This is a genomic window from Roseateles toxinivorans (assembly GCF_004362525.1).
In the GTDB taxonomy this organism is placed as follows: Bacteria; Pseudomonadota; Gammaproteobacteria; order Burkholderiales; family Burkholderiaceae_C; genus Paucibacter; species Paucibacter toxinivorans.
In genome coordinates this window covers 114550-136493 of sequence record NZ_SNXS01000007.1, presented here as the reverse complement: position 1 = coordinate 136493, position 21944 = coordinate 114550, and the positions used below count along the sequence as shown (strand labels likewise).

The following is a 21944-nucleotide window of genomic DNA, read 5'->3' as shown; positions in this document are numbered from 1 at the left end:
CTTATGAGCACCGTCTGGAAACAAGCCCGCCGCGCCGCGCGCATGAACCCGTCCATCATCCGCGAGATCCTCAAGGTCACCGAGAAGCCGGGCATTCTGTCGATGGCCGGCGGACTGCCCTCGGCCGACACCTTCCCGGTCGATGCGCTGAAGGCGGCCTGCGACAAGGTCCTGAGCGAGAACGCCAAGGAGGCGCTGCAATACGCGGCCAGCGAGGGCTTCGGCCCGCTGCGCGAATGGGTGGCCAGGCGGGTGTCCAGTCTCGGCATCAACGCCGACCCGGACCAGGTGCTGATCACCAGCGGTTCGCAGCAGGGTCTGGATCTGGTCGGCAAGATACTCTGCGACGCCGGTGCGCCGGTGGCCGTTGAAACGCCCACCTACTTGGGGGCGCTGCAAGCTTTCACGCCCTACGAACCGATCTTCACGAGTCTGGCCAGCGACGACCAGGGTCCGCTGCCCGAGGCCTTTGCCAAGCTGCCGCATGACGCGCCGGGCACCCGCTTCGCCTATCTGCTGCCCAACTACCAGAACCCCACCGGCCGGGTGATGGGCCTGGAGCGCCGCGAGGCGGTGATGGCTGCGGCCAAGGCGGCCGGTGTGCCCATCGTCGAAGACAACCCCTATGGCGATCTGTGGTTCGACGAGCCGCCGCTGCCCTCGCTGACCTCGATGTGGCCCGAAGGCTCTATCTACCTGGGCTCCTTCTCCAAGGTGCTGACGCCGGGCTTCCGCCTGGGCTACATCATCGCGCCCAAGGAGTTGTACCCCAAGCTGCTGCAGGCCAAGCAGGCGGCCGACCTGCACACGCCCGGCTTCAACCAGCGCGTGGTCTACGAGGTCATCAAGAACGGTTTCCTGGACGAGCATGTGCCCAAGATCCGTGCCCGCTACAAGGCCAACCGCGACGCGATGGCCGAGGGCCTGAAGCAGCATCTGCCGCCCGGTTGCGCCTGGCAAAGCCCCAAGGGCGGCATGTTCTTCTGGATACGCCTGCCCGAAGGCATGGACGCGATGGCCCTGCTGCCGCAGGCCGTGGAGGCCAATATCGCCTTCGTGCCCGGCGCGGCCTTCTATGCCCACACCCCGGACCCCCGCACGCTGCGCCTGTCCTTTGTGACCTTGACTCCCGAGCTGATCAGTGAGGGTGTGGCCATTCTCGGCCGCGTGCTGCACGAGGCGTTGGCACTGGTGGACGAGCCGACACCATGAGTCGTCAGCGTGCCTTCATGCAGGTCGATGTCTTCACCGACCGGCCGCTGTTGGGCAATCCGCTAGCGGTCGTGATGGACGGTGAAGGGCTGAGCGACGCGAGGATGGCTGCGTTTGCCCGGTGGACCCATCTGTCGGAGACGACCTTCCTGCTGCCGCCGACCGACCCCGCCGCAGACTATCAAGTGCGAATCTTCACGCCTGGTGGCGAGCTGCCGTTTGCCGGGCATCCGACCTTGGGTACCGCGCATTGCTGGCTGGCACAGGGCGGTCAGCCTCGGCAGGCGGGCGTGATCGTCCAGCAATGCGGCGTTGGCCTGGTGCGCGTCAAGCGCGATGGCACGCGGCTGGCCTTTGCCGCACCGCCGCTGCGCCGTGGTGGCCCGGTGGCGCCCGAGCTGCATGCCCAGGTGCTGCGCACCTTGCGCCTGCCGGCCGACGAGGTACTGGACGTGGTCTGGGTGGACAACGGCCCGCACTGGATTGCGGCGCGGCTGAAGAGCGCCGAGGCGGTGCTGGCGCTGCGACCCGACTATGCGTCGATAGGCCAGCTGGAGCTGGGCGCCATCGGTCCCTATCCGGCCGGCGCACCGCAGCAATTCGAGGTGCGGGCCTTCGTGCCCGACATGGGTGTGTTCGAGGACCCGGTCTGCGGCAGCCTCAACGCCGGCATGGCGCTGTGGATGATGGAGATGGGCCATGCGGGCGCGAGCTATGTGGTCAGCCAGGGCCAGGTGCTGGGCCGCGACGGCCGCATCCATGTGCGGCGCGAGGGTGCCGACACCTGGGTGGGCGGCGACGTGACGCCATTGATCACGGGGGCCGTGACGCTGTGAGCCGGCAAGCCGAACTCGATCATCTGGTGATAGGCGCACTCACGCTGGACGAAGGCGTGGCGTGGTGCGAGGCGACCCTGGGCGTGACACCCGGGCCTGGCGGCAAGCATGGGCTGATGAGCACGCACAACCGGCTGCTGTCCATCGCCACGCCCGAGTTCCCGCGGGCCTATCTGGAGATCATCGCGATCGACCCCGAGGCACTGGACCCCGGCCGCGTGCGCTGGTTCGATCTGGACGAGGGTCGCGTGCAGCAGCAGCTGAGCCAGGGCCCGCAGCTGCTGCACTGGGTGATGCGCGTCCGTGACATCAAGAGCGCCCATGGGCAATGGCGGGCGCTGGGTCTGGATGCGGGTGAGTTGCTGCAGGCCTCGCGGCTCACGCCCCACGGCGAGCTGCGCTGGCAGATCGCCGTGCGCAGCGATGGCCGGCGCCTGCTGCAGGGCGCCTTGCCGCTGCTGATCGAATGGGGCGAGGTGCATCCCGCCGACACCATGCCGATCAGCGGTGTGCAGCTGCGTTCGCTGGGTGTCGGTTCGCTGGACGCCGAGTTCGCCCGTCGCGCCCTGGCCCATCTGGGCCTGCAGGGGCTCGGTGGCCACTCGGGAGCCGCCTCGTTTGCCGTGCAACTGGACACCCCCAAGGGCCTGGTGTCACTGCAATCTCTGAGCTGAAGGATAGACAAACATGACTGAAGCGCTATTCCGAGAAGACTCCAGCCTGCGCGAATGCGAGGCCATGGTCTTGCGCGCCGATGCGCAGGGTGTGGTGCTGGACCGCACCGTGTTCTATCCGCTCGGTGGCGGCCAGGCCGGTGACCGCGGCGAGTTGCGACTGGCCGATGGCACGGCGCTGCAGATTGCCGACACGCGCAAGGGTGCCGAGGCCGGTGAGCTGTTGCATCTGCTCGCGCCCGGGCAGGAGGATTTGCTGGTGCACTTCGCCCCCGGCACCATGGTCAAGGCGCAGATCGATTGGGAGCGCCGCTCGCGCCATATGCGCTTTCACACCGCCACCCATCTGCTGTGCGCGCTGGTGCCGCAGCCGGTCGACGGTTGCTCGATCACCGCCGACTATGCGCGGCTGGACTTCCATATGAGCGAGCCGCTGGACAAGGAGACGCTGACCCAGGGCCTGGCGCGCCTGGTGGCCGAGGCGCATCCGGTCAGCCACAGCTGGATCAGCGATGCCGAGCTGGACGCGAATCCGGGGCTGGTGCGCAGCATGAGCGTGCAGCCGCCGCGCGGCTCGGGCCGCGTGCGGGTGCTGAAGATCGAGGGTGTCGATCTTCAGCCCTGTGGCGGCACGCATGTGGCCAACACCGTCGAGATTGGGGCTGTGGTGGTGACCAAAATTGAGAAGAAGTCCGCCATGACTCGAAGAGTCGTGCTGGGCTTTGCCTGAGAGCCCACAGGCCGAGGGCCTGCAGGCAATTGCTCTTAGTTCGCGCTGTACTTCTCCGCGCGGTAGTTGTCGTGGCAGGCCTTGCAGCTCTTGCCCACTTCGCCGACGGCGACCTTGATCTGGTCCAGATTGCCCGCCTTGGCGGCGGTCTCCAGTTTGGCGACCTCGGCAATCATCTTGTCGGAGCCCTCCTTGAACTTGGCGCTCTCCTTCCAGATCTCGGCCTTGGCGCGGTTCGGTGCGCCCTTGTCCGTGCCTTCAGCAAAGCCGGCCCAGGGCAACTTGGACAGCGTGGCGACGATGTCGGCATTCTCGGCCGCGGCCTTGGCGTCGAACGGCGCACGGCCGCTGGCCATGGCTGCAATGCGGCCGAAATGGCTGGCCATCACGGTGAGGGCGCCTTGGCGGTACTTGATCGCGTCTTCGGGCTTCTGGAACTGCGCGGCCGCGGGCAGGGCGACGCAAAGGCCACAGGTCAAAGCAAGCAGAACTCTCTTCATGCGGGGTCTCCGGTGACGTGACGGATGGGGTCAGGGCTCACGGCCGACGGCCGCGCCGTGGCAGTGTACGCAGACTGGCCGTATTTTGCAGGGGCTGGACGCGGGGCGCGGTTTTGCGCCATCCTTGGCGCCTGTCGCAATCTTGTCAGGAACACCTATGCCCGCATCGCCCGAAGCCAGCACTCGCCCGGTTCGCGTCTGGGACCTGCCCACGCGGCTGTTTCACTGGAGCTTGGCGCTGTGCGTGGTGGGCTCGATCGTCAGCGCCAAGATCGGCGGCAATCTGATGGACTGGCATATGCGCTTGGGCTATGCGGCCTTCACCCTGTTGCTGTTCCGCATCCTGTGGGGCCTGGTCGGCGGGCGCTGGTCGCGCTTTGCCAGCTTCCTCTACAGCCCGCAGGCCTTGATCCGCTATCTGCGTGGCAAGCCTCTGCCGGGCGAGCATTTCGAGGTCGGCCACAGCCCTCTGGGTGCACTGTCGGTGTTCGGTCTGCTGGCGGTACTGGTCGCGCAGGTGGGCACCGGCCTGTTTGCCGATGACGAGATTGCCACCACCGGGCCCTTGATACGGTTCGTCAGCGGCGCCACCAGCAGCCTGCTGACCGGCTATCACAAGCACTGGGGGCAGTGGATCATCTACGGGCTGGTGGCCCTGCATGTGCTGGCCATCCTGTTCTATGTGTTCAAGCGCGGCAAACCCCTGGTGCGGCCGATGCTGGTGGGTGACAAGCAACTCGCTGCCGAGGTGCCGGCCAGTCGCGACGGCGCGGGTCCGCGCCTGCTGGCCCTGATCCTGCTGCTCGCCTGCGCCGGGTTGGTGGCCTGGTTGATAGCCCTGGGTGCCCAGCCGGGCCTGTAGTCTGGGCCTTGCCCTAAACTGCTGGCTGGTCCCCACTCCAATCAATGCAGCCCCCCGTCATTCAACTTCTCACGCCGGCCACGGTCGAGCACTGGGATGCCAGCCGCCAGATCCTGCGCGAGTACGCGGCCAGCCTGGGCTTTGATCTGGCCTTCCAGGGGTTCGAGGCCGAGCTGGCCGGTCTGCCCGGCGACTACGCGCCACCCGGCGGCCTGTTCCTGCTGGCCTGGGTCGATGGGGAGCTGGCCGGCTGCGGCGCCTTTCGCAATCTGCCCGATGTGGACTATGCGAATGCCTGCGAGATGAAGCGCCTCTTCGTGCGGCCGGCTTTCCGCGGCTTTGGCCTGGGGCGCCACCTGACCCAGGCGCTGATGGATGGTGCCTCTCAGGCCGGCTATTCGGAGATGCTGCTCGACACGATGGATGATATGGAGGCCGCGCGCGGTCTCTATGAAACCCTGGGCTTCGAGGAAGTGCCGCCGTTCTATTTCAACCCGCTGCCGGGTGCCCACTATCTGAAGGTCTCGCTGGCCTGATCACGCTGCCCACCATGTCCGAAGCCCTGTATCAAGTCAGCCTGGCGGTCAACGCCCGCGCCCGCCTCGGCGAATCGCCGCTGTGGCACCCCACCGAACAGCAGCTCTACTACGTCGACATCCCGGCGTGCCAGGTCTTGCGCTTCGACCCCTTGACCCAGGAACTGCAGCGCTGGGACGTGGGCAGCGAGGTCGGGTGCCTGGCGCCGCTGGAGGGAGGCGGCCTGTTGCTGGCCCAGCGCGACGGCCTGTGGCGCCTGGACACCGAAACCGGCCAGCGCACTCACATTGCTGCTGCGCCCTACGACACGGCGACGCAGCGCTTCAACGATGGCAAGGCCGATCCGCAGGGCCGCTTCTGGACCGGCACCGTTTACGAGCCACGCGAGCCGGCCCTGGCCGCGCTGTACCGCTATGCCGATGGCCAGTTCACTAGCATGGTCGGCGAGGCGGTGACGGCCAACGGACTGGGCTGGAGCCCGGATGGCCGCACGCTGTACTGGACCGACACGCGCGCCCACACCATCTGGGCCTTCGATTTCGATGGCGCCAGTGGTGGGATCACCAACCGCCGCGTTTTTGCCAGCTTTGCCAAACGGGGGGCTGAGCAGTCGCTGGACGACTACGGCGGCCGGCCCGATGGCGCGGCGGTGGACCTCGAAGGTTGTTACTGGGTGGCCATGTACGAAGGCCAGCGCCTGCTGCAGCTGTCACCTAAGGGCGAGCTGCTGCGCGAGATCGCGCTGCCGGTGCGCTGCCCGACCATGCCCTGCTTCGGTGGCGCCGACCTGCGCACCCTGTACGTGACCAGCGCCAGCGACAAACGCCCGGCCGAGGAACTGGCCGCGCAACCCTGGGCCGGCTGCGTGCTGCAACTGCGTGTCGAGACGCCGGGGCTGCCGGCGAACTTCGCGCGCCTTGCTTGATCAGGACACCGGATTTGGCGCGCTACGACGCGGTGCGGCAATGACCTGAGACGTCATTGCCGCCATTCCATCGCGGTCGCAGACTTGCCGTCAATGTCACCGAAACAGGCTTGCGCGCAGCTCGGGCTTTGGAGGATGACCGGGTTATCACGTATAATTCCGAGGCTTTGCTGCTTGCAGCCCCGAAATTCTTGCTGATCCCGAAGTGCAATGACGACCAGTGCCGCCATGAGTGATCTTGTCAAGAATGACGTAAGTGTCTTGGGGCCCAATGCGGCAGCGAAGGCGACCCCAAAAGCGGTTGCAGGCTGGGAAGATGAGACCGAGCGGCAGACTTTCAAGCCCCTGACCCGCGAAGAAGCGCAGGTTTTGCGGGCCGAGCAGCCATCGATCTCACCCTGGCGAGTGGTGGCGATGCAAGCCGCCGTGGGCGTGGTGTGTTGTCTGGTCGCGTGGCTGGCAACGGGCAAGGCCGCTGTGGTCTGGTCGGCGCTCTACGGTGTGGCGGCGGTGGTGTTGCCCAGCGCTTTGCTGGCGCGAGGAATGACGAAAAGAGCAGGCTCGGCCGTTGGTGTTGCCATCGGCTTCCTGTTCTGGGAAATGTTGAAGATTGGAGCGGCGATCGCCATGCTGGTGATCGCTGCCAAGGTGGTGCCCAACCTGAGCTGGCCAGCGCTGCTGATCACGATGGTTGTGTGCATGAAAGTGAACTGGTTCGCGCTTCTCTGGCGCGGCCGCTGATTGACGACGAGGCTCAAGACAAACATGGCAACCGAAGGCCACGCAAACGCCCCGAGCGCTGGTGAATACATCATTCACCACCTGCATCACGCGCAGAACCAGCCGCAACACGGCGTCGTTGACTTTTCCGTCATCAATCTGGACTCGGTGACATTCACAATACTGATCGGTGCGCTGGGTTGCTTCCTGCTCTGGCTGGCTGCACGCTCGGCCACCTCGGGCCGTCCGGGCCGCTTCCAGGCTGCGGTCGAAATGCTGGTCGAGATGGTCGATAACCAGGCCAAGGGCATCGTGCACAACGCCAACAGCCGCAAGCTGGTGGCTCCGCTGGCCCTGACCGTGTTTGTCTGGATCTTCCTGCTGAACGCGATGGACTTGCTGCCCGTCGACTTGCTGCCCTGGATTTGGCAGACCGTCACCGGCAATCCGCACGCCTATCTGCGCGTGGTGCCCACCGCCGATCTGTCCATCACCATGGGCTTGTCGCTGGGCGTGCTGATCGTCTGCCTGGTCTACAACGTCAAGATCAAGGGCGCCGGCGGCTGGGTGCATGAGCTGTTCTCGGCACCGTTTGGCGACAAGTGGTTCCTCTACCCCGTCAACTTCGCGATGCAGATCATCGAGTTCGTGGCCAAGACCGTGTCTCACGGCATGCGGCTGTTCGGCAATATGTACGCCGGCGAACTGATCTTCCTGCTGATCGCCCTGATGGGCGGCGCCTTTGCCTCGGTCGGCCTGGCCACTGGCATTGCGCTGTTCGTGGGTCACATCATTGCCGGCTTCGTCTGGGCAGCCTTCCACCTGATCATCATCACCTTGCAAGCCTTTGTGTTCATGATGTTGACGCTGGTGTACATCGGGCAAGCCCACGACGCCCACTGATTTTTCGAGTTCTTTCTCTCACCCTTTCTCTATCCCTCTCTAAGGAAACACCATGGAAGTCATTAGCTTTGTTGCTCTCGCCGCTGGTCTGATCATTGGTCTGGGTGCCGTTGGCGCCTGTATCGGTATCGGCATCATGGGCAGCAAGTACCTCGAAGCTGCTGCTCGCCAGCCCGAGCTGATGAACGAACTGCAAACCAAGATGTTCCTGCTGGCCGGTCTGATCGACGCCGCTTTCATTATCGGTACCGGTATCGCTCTGTGGTTCGCAACGGCCAACCCGTTCCTGGCCCAGATCGCCAACCTGCCTAAGTAAGCAAGCCGCACTGCGGCTTGGGCCTGGGCGTCTTTGGCGCCGGGCCACGAGGCTGTGATGTATCCGATCCCCATAGTTTGTGAGGCACCAACGTGAGCATTAACGCTACGCTGATCGCGCAACTGATCGTCTTCCTGATCTTGGTCGGGTTCACGATGAAGTTTGTGTGGCCGCCCATCGTGAAAGCACTGGACGAGCGCGCCGAGAAGATCGCCGCCGGCTTGTCTGCCGCCGACAAGGCCAAGGCCGAGTTGAGCAACGCCAACAAGCGCGTTGAAGAGCAGCTGTCCAGCGCCCGCAACGATGCCGCCCAACGCCTGGCCGATGCCGAGCGCCTGGCGCAATCGATTGTTGAAGAAGCCAAGTCGCGCGCCAGCGACGAAGGCGCCAAAATCATTGCCGCCGCCAAGGCCGAAGCTGAGCAAGAGTCCGTGAAGGCACGTGAAGCCCTGCGTCAGCAGGTCGCCACACTGGCCGTCAAGGGCGCTGAGCAGATCCTCAAGCGCGAAGTCAACGCCGGCGTTCACGCCGAGTTGCTGACGCGTCTGCAGACCGAGCTGTAATCACCATGGCCGAGCTTGCAACCCTTGCCCGCCCCTACGCGGAAGCACTGTTCCAGGTCGCCAGCAAAGGTGATCTGAAGCAGGTCGTCGAGCAGATTGATGCAGTGGCCGCTGTGGCGGCCGATGCTCAGCTGCGCCAGTTCGCCGACAACCCCAAGGCCACGGCCGAACAGGTGATGGAAGTGATCGCAGCGGTCGTCAAGACGCCGCTGGGTGACACCGCCAAGAACCTGCTCAGCACCGTGATCGCCAACGGCCGCCTGACCGTGTTGCCCGAAATCGCCGCGCAATTCCATGTGCTGGTGAACGAGCGCTCCGGCGTGTCGGACGCGCAAGTGTTCAGCGCCTTCGCGATCGAGCCCGCCCAGATGGGTGCGCTGGTGGCGACGCTGGAGAAGCGCTTTGGCCGCAAGCTCAATGCCACGGTTCAGATCGAACCTGAGTTGATTGGTGGCATTCGCGTGGTGGTTGGAGACGAAGTGCTCGACACCTCGGTGAAGGCGCGTCTTGAACAAATGAAGGTGGCGCTGGCGGCCTGAGGCCTTTCGGCCCTGCTGCTGCAACACCTGACCCCTCATCCAAACTGCCCCAAGCCGACGGCCCGTGCCGGAAGTGCCAAGCAGACCGGAGAAAAGCAATGCAACTGAATCCCGCAGAAATTTCCGAACTGATCAAGAGCCGCATCGAGGGCCTTGGCACTTCGACCGACATTCGCAATCAGGGCACCGTGGTTTCGGTGACCGACGGCATCGTGCGCGTGCACGGCCTGTCCGATGCGATGCAGGGCGAAATGCTCGAGTTCCCGGCGACTGCCGACGGCACGCCGACCTTCGGTCTGGCCCTGAACCTTGAGCGTGACTCGGTGGGCGCCGTGATCCTGGGCGAATACGAGCACATCTCCGAAGGCGACACGGTCAAGTGCACCGGCCGCATTCTGGAAGTGCCGGTCGGCCCCGAGCTGAAGGGCCGTGTGGTCAACGCGCTGGGCCAGCCGATCGACGGCAAGGGTCCGGTCAACGCCAAGCTGTCCGCTCCGATCGAGCGCATCGCCCCGGGCGTGATCGCCCGTAAGTCGGTGGACCAGCCGATGCAGACCGGCCTGAAGTCGATCGACTCGATGGTGCCCGTCGGCCGTGGCCAGCGCGAGCTGATCATCGGTGACCGCCAGACCGGCAAGACGGCCGTTGCCATCGACGCCATCATCAACCAGCGCGGTCAGAACATGACCTGCATCTACGTTGCGATCGGCCAGAAGGCTTCGTCGATCAAGAACGTGGTGCGTGCCCTGGAAGCCAACGGCGCGATGGAGTACACCATCGTCGTGGCCGCCTCGGCCGCCGAATCGGCCGCCATGCAATACGTGTCGGCCTATTCGGGCTGCACGATGGGCGAGTACTTCCGCGACCGCGGTGAAGACGCGCTGATCGTCTATGACGATCTGTCCAAGCAGGCCGTTGCCTACCGCCAGGTCTCGCTGCTGCTGCGCCGCCCGCCGGGCCGTGAAGCCTACCCCGGCGACGTGTTCTATCTCCACAGCCGTCTGCTGGAGCGTGCCGCTCGCGTGAATGCCGACTATGTCGAAGCGTTCACCAAGGGTGAAGTGAAGGGCAAGACCGGTTCGCTGACCGCATTGCCCATCATTGAAACCCAGGCCGGTGACGTGTCGGCCTTCGTGCCCACCAACGTGATCTCGATCACTGACGGCCAGATCTTCCTGGAAACTTCGCTGTTCAACGCCGGTATCCGCCCCGCCATCAACGCCGGTATCTCGGTGTCGCGCGTGGGTTCGTCGGCTCAGACCAAGATCATCAAGGGTCAGTCCGGCGGTATCCGTACCGACCTGGCGCAGTACCGTGAACTGGCTGCGTTCGCGCAGTTCGCCTCGGACCTGGACGAAGCCACCCGCAAGCAGCTGGACCGCGGTGCCCGCGTGACCGAACTGCTGAAGCAGGCTCAGTACTCGCCGTTGCCGATCTCGCTGATGGGCGCCACGCTGTTCGCCGTGAACAAGGGCTTCATGGACGATGTGGACGTGAAGAAGGTTCTGGCCTTCGAAGCCGGTCTGCACACGCACCTGAAGACCAGCCACGCCGCGCTGCTGAAGAAGATCGAAGACAGCAAGGCGCTGGACAAGGACGCCGAAGGCGAACTGTCGGCTGCGGTCGCTGCCTTCAAGAAGTCTTTCGCTTAATCGCCCATGAACCTGCGGGACCGAACTTCAAGCGCCAGCGCGCGGCAAGCGACGTCCCCAACTAGCTAGGAGCATTCATGGCATCAAGCAAGGAAATTCGCGGCAAGATCAAGAGCTTCGAGAACACGAAGAAGATCACCAAGGCCATGGAAATGGTCTCGGTGTCTAAGATGCGCAAGGCGCAAGACCGTGTTCGCGCAGCCCGCCCTTACAGCGAAAAGATCCGCAGCCTGGCCGCCAATCTGTCGCAGGCGACGCCCGAGTACAAGCACCCGTTCATGGTCACCAATGATGCGACGAAGCCTGCCGGTTTCATCGTCATCACGACCGACAAGGGTCTGTGCGGCGGTCTGAACACCAATGTGCTGCGCGCGGTGACGGCCAAGCTGAAGGACCTCGAATCCAAGGGCGTCAAGTCCAAGGCCGTGGCCATCGGCAACAAGGGCCTGGGCTTCCTGAACCGCATCGGCGTGCCGGTGGTGTCGCATCTGACGCAGATGGGCGATCAGCCCCATCTGGAGAAGATGATCGGCCCGGTCAAGGTCCTGCTCGACGCGTATGCGGCCGGCGAGTTGTCGGCGGTCTATCTGTGCTACACGCGCTTCATCAACACGATGAATCAGGAGCCGATGGTGCAGCAACTGCTGCCCCTGTCGTCCGATTCGATGAAGGCGGACAAGTCCGAGCACGGTTGGGACTATCTGTATGAGCCCGATGCTCAAACGGTGATCGACGCGCTGCTGCTGCGTTACGTTGAAGCGCTGATCTATCAGTCGGTGGCCGACAACATGGCGTCCGAGCATTCGGCACGCATGGTGGCGATGAAGGCTGCGACCGACAACGCAGGCAATGTGATCGGCGAACTGAAGCTGATCTACAACCGCACGCGTCAAGCAGCGATCACCAAAGAATTGTCGGAAATCGTGGCGGGTGCGGCGGCTGTTTAAGCCCGGCTCACCAGGACCAAGACTCAAGAATCTGCAAGATTGAAGGATACGAACATGTCGAACGTGCAAATGGAACAGAGCGCAGAGGGCAAGATCGTCCAATGTATCGGCGCGGTGGTGGACGTTGAGTTCCCCCGTAACGCCATGCCCCGCGTCTATGACGCGCTGAAGCTGGTCGGCTCGGACACCGGTCTGACGCTGGAAGTGCAGCAGCAGCTGGGCGACGGCGTGGTCCGTACCATTGTGATGGGCTCCTCCGACGGTCTGCGTCGCGGCCTGGCCGTGCGCAACACCGGTGCCGGCATCACCGTGCCCGTGGGTCGCGCGACCCTCGGCCGCATCATGGACGTGCTGGGCAACCCGATCGACGAGCGTGGCCCGGTTGGTCAGGAACTGACCATGCCTATCCACCGCAAGCCGCCGGCATACGATGAGCTGAGCCCGTCGACCGACCTGCTGGAAACCGGCATCAAGGTGATCGACCTGGTCTGCCCGTTCGCCAAGGGCGGCAAGGTGGGTCTGTTCGGTGGCGCCGGTGTGGGCAAGACCGTGAACATGATGGAACTCATCAACAACATCGCCAAGGCCCACAGCGGTCTGTCGGTGTTCGCTGGTGTGGGTGAGCGTACCCGTGAGGGCAACGACTTCTATCACGAGATGGCCGATTCGGGCGTCGTGAACCTCGAGAAGCTCGAAGACTCCAAGGTCGCCATGGTCTACGGCCAGATGAATGAGCCCCCGGGCAACCGTCTGCGCGTGGCCCTGACCGGTCTGACCATCGCCGAGTCCTTCCGTGACGAAGGCAAGGACGTGCTGTTCTTCGTGGACAACATCTACCGCTACACACTGGCCGGTACCGAAGTGTCCGCACTGCTGGGCCGTATGCCTTCAGCCGTGGGTTATCAGCCTACACTGGCCGAAGAAATGGGCCGTCTGCAAGAGCGCATCACCTCGACCAAGGTCGGTTCGATCACCTCGATCCAGGCCGTCTACGTCCCTGCGGATGACTTGACCGACCCGTCGCCTGCCACCACCTTCGCCCACTTGGACTCGACCGTGGTGCTGTCGCGTGACATCGCCTCGCTGGGTATCTACCCGGCCGTGGATCCGCTGGATTCGACCTCGCGTCAGCTGGACCCGAACGTCGTCGGTGAAGAGCACTACAACGTGGCCCGCGCCGTCCAGGGCACGCTGCAGCGCTACAAGGAACTGCGCGACATCATCGCGATTCTGGGCATGGACGAGTTGAGCCCGGAAGACAAGCTGGCCGTGGCCCGCGCCCGCAAGATCCAGCGCTTCCTGTCGCAGCCCTTCCACGTGGCCGAAGTGTTCACCGGCTCACCCGGCAAGTACGTGCCGCTGAAGGAAACCATCCGCGGCTTCAAGATGATTGTTGCCGGCGAATGCGACAGCTTGCCCGAGCAGGCCTTCTACATGGTCGGAACAATCGACGAAGCCTTCGAAAAGGCTAAAAAGGTCTGATGGCCGGCGCATTAGGGCCTGATGCGTCGTTACGGTGCTCAGCGGGCAGGAAGCCCGCTTCCGCGCCGCGCCTAGCCTCAGACCCTACTGCCTGCCCATCCAACCTTTTTACAAGCTAAGGAAGATTCAGATGGCAACTTTTCAAGTCGACGTCGTTTCCGCAGAAGAGTCGATCTTCTCCGGCGAAGCGAAGTTCGTCGCGCTGCCGGGCGAAAACGGCGAGCTGGGTATCCTGCCCCGCCACACGCCGCTGATCACCCGCATCAAGCCCGGCGCGGTGCGCATCCAGCGTCCTGACGGCCAGGAAGAGTTCGTGTTCGTGGCCGGCGGCATTCTGGAAGTGCAGCCCGACCACGTGACCGTGCTGGCCGACACCGCCATCCGTGGCCACGACCTGGACGAAGCTAAGGCGACCGAAGCCAAGAAGATGGCCGAGGAAGCGATGAAGAACGCCAAGAGCGACATCGACTTCGCCAAGGCACAGGGCGAGTTTGCGGCTATGGCGGCGCAGATTGCGGCGTTGAGGAAGTATCGGAAGAAATAAGGTCTTGGGGATGGAGCTTGTCGTACCCGACAAGCTCCATCCTCAACTGACTAATAGGAACCCGCCCGACGCAAGTCCGGCGGGTTTTGTCTTTTAAGTGCCAGCGAGAACCGTCATGAGCAAAGCCTTTGCACCGTCTAAGCATCAAGGCATGGACGCCATCACCATCAGCGCCCCCGATGGGGCGCGTGCTACCGTGATGCTGCAGGGCGGCCATGTGGTCGCGTGGCAGCCGGCCGGTGGGGTCGAGCAGCTCTACTGCTCGCCGACGGCGGTGTTTGCGTCCGGCAAGGCGGTGCGCGGCGGCATCCCGGTGTGCTTTCCGCAGTTCGGCCCGCGTGGCCCGCTACCCCAGCATGGCTTTGCGCGCACCCTGCCCTGGCAGCTGATGATGGCCGAGCAAGGCAAGGACGACGCGCTGTGCGTGCTGCGCCTGACCGATAGCGATGACACGCGCAAGATCTGGCCCCATGCCTTTGTGTTGGAGCTGACCGTGCGCATCTCCGGCCGCCGCATCGATCTGGAGCTGGCCTGCGAGAACACCGGCGAGCTGCCGCTGGAATTCATGGCGGCGCTGCACAGCTATCTGCGTCTGGAAGACCTGACCGATGCACGCCTGCATGGCCTGCAGGGCCTGAGCTATGAGGACATGGTGGCCGGCAAGAAGGATCAGGTCGAGACCGCCGACGCGCTGCGCGTCAGCGGCGAGGTGGACCGCGTCTATGCCCATGCCACCCGTGCCCTGATGCTGCGCGAGCCCAAGCATGCGTTGCGCATCGAGCAGGAAGAGTTCACCGATGTGGTGGTCTGGAACCCCTGGAGCGACCGCTGCGTCGCCTTGCCCGACATGCCTGATGACGACTATCACCAGATGCTGTGCGTCGAGGCCGCCCGCATCAACGTCCCGGTGCGACTGGCTCCCGGCGAGGAATGGGCCGGGCGGCAGAGCCTGAGCCTGGATATCTGATTTTGTAGCCCGGATGGAATCCGGGCTACATCAGCATCGGCTGATCGGGCAACTCGTTCGGGTTGTCTGCGCCAGCTGTCTGCGGAAAGTGCTGCTGCAGCAAGGTGCAGACGGCGTCGATCGCCTGGCTCAGGCCATCCTCGAAGCGCCCAGCCTTGAAAGCGGTCCCCATGCGCTGGGCGATCTGCTCCCAGAGCGCCGGATCGACCTGCTTGCTGAGCCCCCGATCGGCGACGATCTCGATGCGGTGCTCGGCCAGCAGCAGATAGATCAGCACGCCATTGTTCAGCTCGGTGTCCCACACGCGCAGCTTGCCGAACAGGGTCACGGCCCGGTCGCGGGCCGTGGCGCCGCGCCAGAGATAGCTCAAGGGCAGCCCGGCTTCGACCGCGATGCGCAACTCGCCGCTGTGCAGCCGCTCGCTGGCGGCCACGCGTGCCTGCAGCCGGGCCAGCGCGGCTGAGTCGAGCGCGCGGCGTGCGTCGGACTCATCGAGCCAGCGGTGTTTGAGCAGTCGGAGCCAACGGTTCATCGCCTTGCGCCTCACCAGTCGCCGGAGGCGCCGCCTCCGCCAAAGTCGCCGCCACCGCCGGACGAGAAGCCGCCGCCGCCGCCGCCGCCCCCAAACCCACCACCGCCGCCACCGCCACTGCCGCCCCAGATCACCGGCCCACTGCCGCGGCCGCGCCGTCCGGAAGAGGCACCAATGCCCAGCAGGCCCACCAGCACCAGCGAGACAATCCCGGCGGCGCCAGCCAGCAGCAGGCTCGTGCTCAACCACCAGGCCATGCCGCCGACGCCGGCGCTGGTCAGCAGCGAGCCGAGCTTTCGGCCGAACAGCCCGGTCAGCACCGCGCCGATGATGGGCACGGCGACGAAGAAGAACATCGCCAGCTCTTCCCACTGGAAGCCGTCGTTGCTCGCGGCCGCCTTGCGATCGGGCAGGGGCAGGTTCTCGCCCTTGATGCGCGCGGTCAGCATATCGAGCCCGGCGTTCAGGCCGCGGGCATAGTCGCCGGCCTTGAAGGCGGGACTGATGGCGTTCTGAATGATTTGCCGGGCGGCCAGATCGGGTATGGCGCCTTCCAGCGCCTTGGCCACCTCGATGCGCAGCTTGCGGTCGTTCTTGGCCACCACGATCAGTACGCCGTCGCCGACCTCGCGGCGGCCTATCTTCCAGGTATCGGCCACGCGCTGCGCATAGGCGGCAATGTCTTCGGGCTGGGTGCTGGCGACCAGCAGTATGACAATCTGCGGGCCGGCCTCGGCCTCGAGGGCGGCCAGGCGCGCTTCGAGCGCCTGGCTGTCCGCGGCACTGAGCGTGGCCGTCTGGTCGATCACCCGGCCGCTGAGTGCCGGGACGTCCTGCTGGGCCAGGGCCGCGCCGAGGCCCGCCGCCCAAAGCAGCAAGACCTGGCACCAGCGGCGCAGACTCAACATCGCGGCGGCAGGGCGCTGATGCTTACTTGGAGGCCGCCGCCGGCTTGTCGAAACTCACCGTCGGCGGGGCACTGATGGTTGCCTCGTTCTGCACCGTGAAGCTGGGCTTGACCTGGTAACCCATCACCATGGCGGTCAGATTGGTCGGCAGGCTGCGCACCTTGACGTTGTACTCGGCCACCGTCTTGATATAGCGGTTGCGTGCCACCGTGATGCGGTTCTCGGTGCCTTCCAGCTGCACACGCAGGTCCTGGAAGCCCTGGTTGGCCTTCAGGTTGGGATACTGCTCGCTGACCACCAGCAAACGGCTCAGCGCGCCGCTCAATTCACCCTGGGCGGCCTGGAACTTCTGGAAGGCCTCGGGGTTGTTCACCAGCTCCGGCGTGGCCTGGATGCTGGTGGCCTTGGCGCGGGCCTCGACCACCTTGGTCAGGGTTTCCTGCTCGAAGTTGGCCTCGCCCTTGACGGTGGACACGATGTTCGGGATCAGATCGGCTCGGCGCTGGTACTGGTTCAGCACCTCGGACCAGCCGGCCTTGACCTCTTCGTCCAGGCGCTGGAAGTCGTTGTAGCCGCAGCCCGACAGGCCCAGCGTGACTGCCACGGCAGCCAGGCCAACGCGCCAACGGGTGGAGAAGAGTGAAGTCATGCCTAGCCTCCTGATAGGAATTCGAATCTGCAATATGGGGCGAAGTGCGGCAAATTCAAGGCGTGCGATGCCGCAAACATCCGCGCCAAGAGCGGCCCGATAATACGGCTATGAGCGCCACCCTAAAAAACGACACCTTCCTGCGCGCGTGCCTGCGCCAGCCCACCGACTACACGCCGCTGTGGCTGATGCGCCAGGCCGGCCGCTATCTTCCCGAGTACAAGGCCAGTCGGGCCAAGGCCGGTAGCTTCATGGGGTTGGCCACCAGCCCAGCGATGGCCACCGAAGTGACCTTGCAGCCGCTGGACCGCTACCCGCTGGATGCGGCCATCCTGTTCAGCGACATCCTGACCGTGCCCGACGCGATGGGCCTGGGCCTGAGCTTCGCCCAGGGCGAGGGGCCACGTTTTGCCAAGCAGGTGCGCGACGAAGCGGCGGTGTCCGAACTCGCCGTGCCCGATATGCACAAGCTGCAGTATGTGTTCGATGCCGTCAGCTCGATCCGCAAGGCGCTTGATGGCCGCGTGCCCTTGATCGGCTTCTCGGGCAGCCCCTGGACCCTGGCCTGCTATATGGTCGAGGGTGCCGGCTCCGATGACTACCGCCATGTCAAGAGCCTGATGTATTCGCGTCCGGACCTAATGCACAAGATCCTGGCCATCAATGCCGACGCCGTGGCCGCCTATCTGAATGCGCAGATCGATGCCGGCGCCCAGGCCGTGATGGTGTTCGACAGCTGGGGCGGTGTGCTGGCCGATGGCGCCTTCCAGGAGTTCAGCCTGGCCTATTCGCGCCGCGTGCTGGCGCAGTTGAAGACCGAGCACGAGGGCCAGCGCATTCCCAGCATCCTGTTCACCAAGGGCGGGGGGCTGTGGCTGGACGAGATTGCCGACGCAGGCTCTGATGTGGTCGGTCTGGACTGGACGGTCAATCTGGCCAAGGCCCGTGCCCAGATCGGTGGCCGCGTGGCACTGCAAGGCAATCTGGATCCGAATGTGCTGTTCGCTCCGCCCGAGCGCGTGCAGGCCGAGGCCATCAAGGTCTTGGACAGCTTCGGCAACCCGCGCAATGCCGACGGCTCCTGGGCTGGCCACATCTTCAACCTGGGCCATGGCATCAGCCAGTTCACGCCGCCGGAGCATGTGTCGGCCCTGGTCGAGGCGGTACACAGCCATTCGCGCCGGCAGCGTGCAGGTGCTTGATCGGCGGCCTTGTATCCGGCTGTGAAATTTGCACTTGGGGCTTGACTTATCCCCAAAATAGGATCTCGCAGCTATGCACGAATTTGGCGCGGCGTGGCCCCGGCCGGCCATTCGAAAAGTGTGCTAAGTATTTGATTTTATGAAGGCTTTGCCAACTGCCTCGAAACTGTGCAGCGCAAGCCGACCCCCGTTGAATCAAGGACTTAGCGCGGCTGTCGGCAGCTTGTTCACAAAGTTATCCACAGCAATGGTGGATAGCTCGAAAAACCCTTCTGAATCAGGAGCTTGCCGTTGATTTCTAAGTCCAGACAGAGCTTTCCCCGCTAAGCGTTCAAAGTGGAGGCGGCGAGGCCAGCCGCTGTTACCCGCTCCGCAGCATGACGGGCCGCCGAAGTAAGCACTCAGGGTGGCACTTATCCCCAAAAAGTGCGACCGTGCCGGAACACCCTGCGGATGCTGCGATGCAGCTCAGTGTTTTCCCGGAATTGCGCCAAGTTGTTGATTTATATGGAACTGGCCGACGCGGCTCGAACGGTCACGGCGGAGGGTGTTGAGTTCGAGTTCGACCAGCAGCGGAATTGCCAGCGGTTTGCCCACAAAGTTATCCACAAGCCAGGCTGGGTATGAAAAGTCGTTTGAAATCAGCAGCTTGTCTCGTACTTGTGAATCGCAGTCTAGAAAATGGCGGTAAGCCATGGTTCGGACGAGTCGGGCCGAGGAGGACAACTTGGGGGGAAGTGAGCACTAAGGGCTTGACTTATCCCCAAAAAGCGTCGCGTCCGATAGCCCCGCCGGGACTGCTGCAATGCAGCTGAGCGTTTTCCCTGCTGCGAGCTAAGTACTTGATTTATATGAATTTCGAGATTTGCACGGAAATGGGGCAGAGCCAGTTCCATCGAGAAAAATCAAGCACTTAGCGCGGCTGTGTGCAGCTTGCCCACAAAGTTATCCACAGAAAACATGAATAGTCTGGAAGGTGTTTGAAATCATGGGCTTGGCGCATGTCCTTGAATCGACGTCGAGCTTTGCCGGCTAAATGACAACCACAGTGACCGATACCCAGGTCCGAGTCCGAGTCCGCGTCGCCGTCGACGCGCCGCAGCACAGCGGGCTCAGCGAACCGCTGGACTACCTCAGTGAGCGCCTGCTAGCGCCAGGCACCCTGGTGCAGGTGCCGCTGGGCAAGCGCGAGGTCACTGGCGTGGTCTGGCCCCATGCCGAAGGCGCGGCGGGCGCGGAGCTTGATGCCAGCCTGCTGCGCCCGGTGAGTTCGGTGCTGGACGGCCTGTTGCCGCTGTCAGCCTCCTGGTGCGAGCTGGTCAGCTTTGCGGCGCACTACTACCAGCGCAGCGTCGGCGAGGTGGCTTTGTCGGTGCTGCCGCCGCAGCTGCGCCTGCTCGATGCGGCCCAGCTGCTGGCCCGGCTGAAGCGCATGACGAAGTGGCTGGCAGCACCGCCGGAGCAGGTGCCCGAACCCATGCGGCCCGAGCTCAGTGGCGACCAGGCCGAGGCGCTGCTCCAACTGGACGCCGCGCTCGCGGCTGCGGCCCATCCCGAGACAGCGGGCCCCCCGGCGCCGGTGCTGCTGTATGGCGTCACTGGCAGCGGCAAGACGGAGGTCTATCTGCGCGCCGCCGAGCATGCCTTGGACCGCGGCCAGCAGGTGCTGGTGCTGGTGCCCGAGATCAATCTGACACCGCAGCTGGAGGCCCGCTTCAACGAGCGCTTTGCCGCCCACCGCATCGTCTCGCTGCACAGCGGCCTGACGCCGGCGAATCGGCTGCGCAACTGGATGGCCGCCCATCTGGGCCATGCCGAGCTGGTGCTGGGCACGCGGCTGGCCGTGTTCGCCAGCATGCCGCGGCTGGGCCTGATCGTCGTCGATGAGGAGCATGACCCCTCGTACAAGCAGCAGGAGGGCGCCCGCTATTCGGCACGCGACCTGGCCGTGTATCGCGCCCACCAGCTGCGCATCCCGGTGTTGCTGGGCTCGGCCACACCTTCGCTGGAGAGCTGGCAGCGGGCCGAGGAAGGCCGCTACCAGCGTTTGAGCCTGCCGCGGCGCATCGGCGGTGGCGCCCTGCCGCGGGTGCGCCTGTTCGACATGAACACGCTGCCGCGCGCCAAGGGTGTGACGACGGTGATCTCACCGCCGCTGCTGGACGCCCTGCGCGAACGGCTGGAGCGCGGCGAGCAGAGCCTGGTCTTCCTGAACCGGCGCGGTTATGCCCCGGTGCTGCATTGCACCGAGTGCGGCTGGAAAAGCGGCTGCGCCCATTGCAGCGCCTGGCGAGTGTTCCACAAGCTGGACCGCACGCTGCGCTGCCACCATTGCGGTTTCACCGAGCGGGTGCCCCGCGCCTGCCCCGATTGCGGCAACCAGGACATCGCCCCGCTGGGCCGCGGCACCGAGCGGCTGGAGGAGCAGATGGCCGAGCTGCTGCCGGGCGCGCGGGTGGCCCGCATCGACGCCGACAGCACCAAGCTGAAGGGCGCGCTGGAGACGCAGCTGAACGCCGTCCATGCCGGCGAGGTGGATGTGCTGGTCGGCACGCAGATGGTCGCCAAGGGCCATGACTTCCGGCGCATCACCCTGGTCGCCGCCGTCAATCCGGATGGCGCCCTGTTCACCAGCGACTTTCGCGCGCCCGAGCGTCTGTTCGCGCTGATGATGCAGGCGGCCGGGCGTGCCGGGCGAGATGCCGAAGCAGCCGCACGCAGCGAGATGTGGGTTCAGACCTGGCACCCGCTGCATCCGCTGTACCAGAGCCTGCGCACGCATGACTACGCGGCCTTTGCCACAAGCCAGCTGGCCGAGCGTCGCATGGCCGGTCTGCCGCCGTTTGCCCATCTGGCCCTGCTGCGCGCCGATGCGCGCACGCCCGAGCTGGCCAAGGCCTTTCTGCAGGCCGCCGCCGACTGGGCGGCCGCCATGCCCGAGGCCAGGCAGGTCACGCTGTATCCGCCTGTGCCCATGAGCGTGGCCCGGGTGGCCAATGTCGAGCGCATGCAGATGCTGGTCGAGGCCGCCTCGCGGGGCGCCCTGCAGCGTCTGCTGTGGCACTGGCTCCCCGAGCTGCATGCGCTCAAGCGCGAGCACAAGGGCGTGCTGCGCTGGGCTGTCGATGTGGATCCGTTGGCGATCTGACGGTGCGACACTGAGCGCCATGAACATCCTCATCACCGCACTACTGTGCCTGCACCTGCTTGCCGCCGCCCTATGGGTCGGTGGCATGGCGACGATTCAGCTGTGCGTGCGCCCCGCGGCGCTGCAGACCCTCGAGGCGCCGCCCCTGCGCCTGAGCCTGATGGCCGCCACCCTGCAGCGCTTCTTCGCCCTGGTGCTGGGCGCCATCGTCGTGCTGTTGCTCAGTGGCCTGGCGATGTGGCAGCTGAGCCCCGGCTCCATGCACTGGAGCGTGCATGCGATGGCGGGTTTGGGCCTGCTGATGATGGGCCTGTTCGGCCATATCCGCTGGGCCCTGTTTCCGCGGCTGCAGCAGGCCTGCGCAGCGCAGACCTGGCCGGTGGCGGCCGCCGTTTTGAACAAGATCCGGCAGCTGGTGGCCATCAATCTGGGCCTGGGCTGCCTGGTGTTTGTCGTCGCCATCGTCGGCCGGACACTGTAGCCGTCCGGCCGAGTGTCCGGAGCAGTGTCCGCGGACACCGCAATGAACGGACATGCAGCGCCAAGTCCTTGATTCATAAGGCGTGAGTCGCGAGTCGCGGCCTGGCACGGGCATT

The 21944-nt window shown here is 64.8% G+C and carries 26 protein-coding genes; 20 read left to right on the top strand and 6 right to left on the bottom strand.

Translation table 11 applies throughout. The features are described 5' to 3' along the window. Positions 1–3 precede the first annotated feature (3 nt). Genes DES47_RS22525 through DES47_RS22510 form a run of 4 tightly spaced genes read left to right on the top strand, consistent with a single transcriptional unit; the run spans position 4 to position 3452 of the window. Positions 4–1212, top strand: coding sequence for an aminotransferase-like domain-containing protein (locus DES47_RS22525; RefSeq protein ID WP_133703017.1), 1209 nt, complete (start codon positions 4–6; stop codon positions 1210–1212). After that, on the top strand, positions 1209–2048 hold the full coding sequence (locus DES47_RS22520; protein WP_133703016.1) for a PhzF family phenazine biosynthesis protein: 840 nt from the start codon (positions 1209–1211) through the stop codon (positions 2046–2048). The genes DES47_RS22525 and DES47_RS22520 overlap by 4 nt, the downstream gene beginning before the upstream one ends. Then, positions 2045–2722: a VOC family protein gene (locus DES47_RS22515; protein WP_133703015.1), complete on the top strand. Its 678-nt coding sequence runs from the start codon at positions 2045–2047 to the stop codon at positions 2720–2722. The genes DES47_RS22520 and DES47_RS22515 overlap by 4 nt, the downstream gene beginning before the upstream one ends. Before the next feature lie 13 nt (positions 2723–2735). Continuing rightward, positions 2736–3452, top strand: coding sequence for an alanyl-tRNA editing protein (locus tag DES47_RS22510; RefSeq protein ID WP_133703014.1), 717 nt, complete (start codon positions 2736–2738; stop codon positions 3450–3452). A gap of 35 nt (positions 3453–3487) precedes the next feature. Here DES47_RS22510 and DES47_RS22505 read toward each other — a convergent pair whose 3' ends face one another. Continuing rightward, a complete protein-coding gene (locus DES47_RS22505) occupies positions 3488–3952 on the bottom strand; it encodes a c-type cytochrome (RefSeq protein WP_133703013.1) in 465 nt (154 codons plus the stop codon). Between the two features lie 157 nt (positions 3953–4109). Between DES47_RS22505 and DES47_RS22500 the strand changes: the two genes are divergently transcribed. From DES47_RS22500 to DES47_RS22490, 3 genes are read left to right on the top strand one after another with little or no spacing between them, the layout of a single operon-like run. After that, a complete protein-coding gene (locus DES47_RS22500; RefSeq protein ID WP_133703012.1) occupies positions 4110–4814 on the top strand; it encodes a cytochrome b/b6 domain-containing protein in 705 nt (234 codons plus the stop codon). Between the two features lie 44 nt (positions 4815–4858). Then, complete coding sequence (locus tag DES47_RS22495; RefSeq protein ID WP_133703011.1) at positions 4859–5350, top strand: GNAT family N-acetyltransferase; 492 nt, start codon at positions 4859–4861, stop codon at positions 5348–5350. Positions 5351–5364: 14 nt separating this feature from the next. After that, entirely contained in the window at positions 5365–6276 is a 912-nt protein-coding gene (locus DES47_RS22490) for an SMP-30/gluconolactonase/LRE family protein (protein ID WP_133703010.1), read from the top strand. A gap of 53 nt (positions 6277–6329) precedes the next feature. Here the strand turns inward: DES47_RS22490 and DES47_RS29035 are convergent, their stop codons facing one another. Further along, the gene (locus DES47_RS29035; protein ID WP_208115088.1) at positions 6330–6506 is read right to left on the bottom strand and encodes a hypothetical protein; all 177 of its coding nucleotides are present in this window, start codon (positions 6504–6506) and stop codon (positions 6330–6332) included. Here DES47_RS29035 and DES47_RS22485 point away from each other — a divergent pair. The 10 genes from DES47_RS22485 (at position 6505) to DES47_RS22440 (ending at position 14909) form a co-directional block, all read left to right on the top strand. After that, complete coding sequence (locus DES47_RS22485; RefSeq protein WP_133703009.1) at positions 6505–7017, top strand: ATP synthase subunit I; 513 nt, start codon at positions 6505–6507, stop codon at positions 7015–7017. The two genes, DES47_RS29035 and DES47_RS22485, sit on opposite strands and share 2 nt — an antisense overlap. Before the next feature lie 24 nt (positions 7018–7041). Continuing rightward, positions 7042–7899, top strand: a complete 858-nt coding sequence (gene atpB / locus DES47_RS22480) for a F0F1 ATP synthase subunit A (RefSeq protein WP_133703008.1) — start codon at positions 7042–7044, stop codon at positions 7897–7899. Between the two features lie 52 nt (positions 7900–7951). Further along, positions 7952–8215, top strand: a complete 264-nt coding sequence (atpE, locus tag DES47_RS22475; RefSeq protein WP_133703007.1) for a F0F1 ATP synthase subunit C — start codon at positions 7952–7954, stop codon at positions 8213–8215. Positions 8216–8307: 92 nt separating this feature from the next. After that, the gene (locus DES47_RS22470) at positions 8308–8778 is read left to right on the top strand and encodes a F0F1 ATP synthase subunit B (protein WP_133703006.1); all 471 of its coding nucleotides are present in this window, start codon (positions 8308–8310) and stop codon (positions 8776–8778) included. A 5-nt stretch (positions 8779–8783) separates the two neighbouring features. Continuing rightward, complete coding sequence (locus tag DES47_RS22465; protein WP_133703005.1) at positions 8784–9317, top strand: F0F1 ATP synthase subunit delta; 534 nt, start codon at positions 8784–8786, stop codon at positions 9315–9317. A gap of 98 nt (positions 9318–9415) precedes the next feature. Continuing rightward, a complete protein-coding gene (gene atpA, locus DES47_RS22460) occupies positions 9416–10969 on the top strand; it encodes a F0F1 ATP synthase subunit alpha (protein WP_133703004.1) in 1554 nt (517 codons plus the stop codon). A gap of 77 nt (positions 10970–11046) precedes the next feature. After that, on the top strand, positions 11047–11916 hold the full coding sequence (gene atpG, locus DES47_RS22455; protein ID WP_133703003.1) for a F0F1 ATP synthase subunit gamma: 870 nt from the start codon (positions 11047–11049) through the stop codon (positions 11914–11916). 54 nt (positions 11917–11970) lie between these two features. Next, positions 11971–13398: a F0F1 ATP synthase subunit beta gene (atpD, locus tag DES47_RS22450; protein ID WP_208115087.1), complete on the top strand. Its 1428-nt coding sequence runs from the start codon at positions 11971–11973 to the stop codon at positions 13396–13398. A gap of 130 nt (positions 13399–13528) precedes the next feature. Next, on the top strand, positions 13529–13942 hold the full coding sequence (locus DES47_RS22445) for a F0F1 ATP synthase subunit epsilon (RefSeq protein WP_133703002.1): 414 nt from the start codon (positions 13529–13531) through the stop codon (positions 13940–13942). Positions 13943–14093: 151 nt separating this feature from the next. Beyond that, the gene (locus DES47_RS22440; RefSeq protein ID WP_243748428.1) at positions 14094–14909 is read left to right on the top strand and encodes a D-hexose-6-phosphate mutarotase; all 816 of its coding nucleotides are present in this window, start codon (positions 14094–14096) and stop codon (positions 14907–14909) included. A 25-nt stretch (positions 14910–14934) separates the two neighbouring features. Here the strand turns inward: DES47_RS22440 and DES47_RS22435 are convergent, their stop codons facing one another. The 3 genes from DES47_RS22435 to DES47_RS22425 are packed head-to-tail and all read right to left on the bottom strand — an operon-like array spanning position 14935 to position 16998. Then, a complete protein-coding gene (locus DES47_RS22435; RefSeq protein WP_133703000.1) occupies positions 14935–15441 on the bottom strand; it encodes a TPM domain-containing protein in 507 nt (168 codons plus the stop codon). 11 nt (positions 15442–15452) lie between these two features. Then, positions 15453–16349 (bottom strand): TPM domain-containing protein, encoded by an 897-nt coding sequence (locus tag DES47_RS22430; protein ID WP_133702999.1) that lies wholly within the window; start codon positions 16347–16349, stop codon positions 15453–15455. Positions 16350–16371: 22 nt separating this feature from the next. Then, the gene (locus DES47_RS22425) at positions 16372–16998 is read right to left on the bottom strand and encodes a LemA family protein (RefSeq protein ID WP_133702998.1); all 627 of its coding nucleotides are present in this window, start codon (positions 16996–16998) and stop codon (positions 16372–16374) included. 110 nt (positions 16999–17108) lie between these two features. Between DES47_RS22425 and hemE the strand changes: the two genes are divergently transcribed. Next, the gene (gene hemE / locus DES47_RS22420; protein ID WP_133702997.1) at positions 17109–18200 is read left to right on the top strand and encodes a uroporphyrinogen decarboxylase; all 1092 of its coding nucleotides are present in this window, start codon (positions 17109–17111) and stop codon (positions 18198–18200) included. A gap of 468 nt (positions 18201–18668) precedes the next feature. Here hemE and DES47_RS22415 read toward each other — a convergent pair whose 3' ends face one another. Continuing rightward, on the bottom strand, positions 18669–18896 hold the full coding sequence (locus tag DES47_RS22415; RefSeq protein WP_133702996.1) for a hypothetical protein: 228 nt from the start codon (positions 18894–18896) through the stop codon (positions 18669–18671). Positions 18897–19236: 340 nt separating this feature from the next. Here DES47_RS22415 and DES47_RS22410 point away from each other — a divergent pair, with 340 nt between their 5' ends. Next, complete coding sequence (locus DES47_RS22410; RefSeq protein WP_133702995.1) at positions 19237–21348, top strand: primosomal protein N'; 2112 nt, start codon at positions 19237–19239, stop codon at positions 21346–21348. 19 nt (positions 21349–21367) lie between these two features. Then, positions 21368–21829, top strand: a complete 462-nt coding sequence (locus DES47_RS22405; RefSeq protein WP_133702994.1) for a CopD family protein — start codon at positions 21368–21370, stop codon at positions 21827–21829. The last annotated feature ends 115 nt before the right edge of the window (positions 21830–21944 follow it).

Coding starts and splice junctions, on each gene's coding strand:
- DES47_RS22525 (WP_133703017.1), top strand. CDS start 4: ATGAGCACCGTCTGGAAACAAGCCCGCCGCGCCGCGCGCATGAACCCG.
- DES47_RS22520 (WP_133703016.1), top strand. CDS start 1,209: ATGAGTCGTCAGCGTGCCTTCATGCAGGTCGATGTCTTCACCGACCGG.
- DES47_RS22510 (WP_133703014.1), top strand. CDS start 2,736: ATGACTGAAGCGCTATTCCGAGAAGACTCCAGCCTGCGCGAATGCGAG.
- DES47_RS22505 (WP_133703013.1), bottom strand. CDS start 3,952: ATGAAGAGAGTTCTGCTTGCTTTGACCTGTGGCCTTTGCGTCGCCCTG.
- DES47_RS22500 (WP_133703012.1), top strand. CDS start 4,110: ATGCCCGCATCGCCCGAAGCCAGCACTCGCCCGGTTCGCGTCTGGGAC.
- DES47_RS22495 (WP_133703011.1), top strand. CDS start 4,859: ATGCAGCCCCCCGTCATTCAACTTCTCACGCCGGCCACGGTCGAGCAC.
- DES47_RS22490 (WP_133703010.1), top strand. CDS start 5,365: ATGTCCGAAGCCCTGTATCAAGTCAGCCTGGCGGTCAACGCCCGCGCC.
- DES47_RS22485 (WP_133703009.1), top strand. CDS start 6,505: ATGAGTGATCTTGTCAAGAATGACGTAAGTGTCTTGGGGCCCAATGCG.
- DES47_RS29035 (WP_208115088.1), bottom strand. CDS start 6,506: ATGGCGGCACTGGTCGTCATTGCACTTCGGGATCAGCAAGAATTTCGG.
- atpB (WP_133703008.1), top strand. CDS start 7,042: ATGGCAACCGAAGGCCACGCAAACGCCCCGAGCGCTGGTGAATACATC.
- atpE (WP_133703007.1), top strand. CDS start 7,952: ATGGAAGTCATTAGCTTTGTTGCTCTCGCCGCTGGTCTGATCATTGGT.
- DES47_RS22465 (WP_133703005.1), top strand. CDS start 8,784: ATGGCCGAGCTTGCAACCCTTGCCCGCCCCTACGCGGAAGCACTGTTC.
- atpA (WP_133703004.1), top strand. CDS start 9,416: ATGCAACTGAATCCCGCAGAAATTTCCGAACTGATCAAGAGCCGCATC.
- atpG (WP_133703003.1), top strand. CDS start 11,047: ATGGCATCAAGCAAGGAAATTCGCGGCAAGATCAAGAGCTTCGAGAAC.
- atpD (WP_208115087.1), top strand. CDS start 11,971: ATGTCGAACGTGCAAATGGAACAGAGCGCAGAGGGCAAGATCGTCCAA.
- DES47_RS22445 (WP_133703002.1), top strand. CDS start 13,529: ATGGCAACTTTTCAAGTCGACGTCGTTTCCGCAGAAGAGTCGATCTTC.
- DES47_RS22440 (WP_243748428.1), top strand. CDS start 14,094: ATGGACGCCATCACCATCAGCGCCCCCGATGGGGCGCGTGCTACCGTG.
- DES47_RS22435 (WP_133703000.1), bottom strand. CDS start 15,441: ATGAACCGTTGGCTCCGACTGCTCAAACACCGCTGGCTCGATGAGTCC.
- DES47_RS22430 (WP_133702999.1), bottom strand. CDS start 16,349: ATGTTGAGTCTGCGCCGCTGGTGCCAGGTCTTGCTGCTTTGGGCGGCG.
- DES47_RS22425 (WP_133702998.1), bottom strand. CDS start 16,998: ATGACTTCACTCTTCTCCACCCGTTGGCGCGTTGGCCTGGCTGCCGTG.
- hemE (WP_133702997.1), top strand. CDS start 17,109: ATGAGCGCCACCCTAAAAAACGACACCTTCCTGCGCGCGTGCCTGCGC.
- DES47_RS22415 (WP_133702996.1), bottom strand. CDS start 18,896: ATGGCTTACCGCCATTTTCTAGACTGCGATTCACAAGTACGAGACAAG.
- DES47_RS22410 (WP_133702995.1), top strand. CDS start 19,237: ATGACAACCACAGTGACCGATACCCAGGTCCGAGTCCGAGTCCGCGTC.
- DES47_RS22405 (WP_133702994.1), top strand. CDS start 21,368: ATGAACATCCTCATCACCGCACTACTGTGCCTGCACCTGCTTGCCGCC.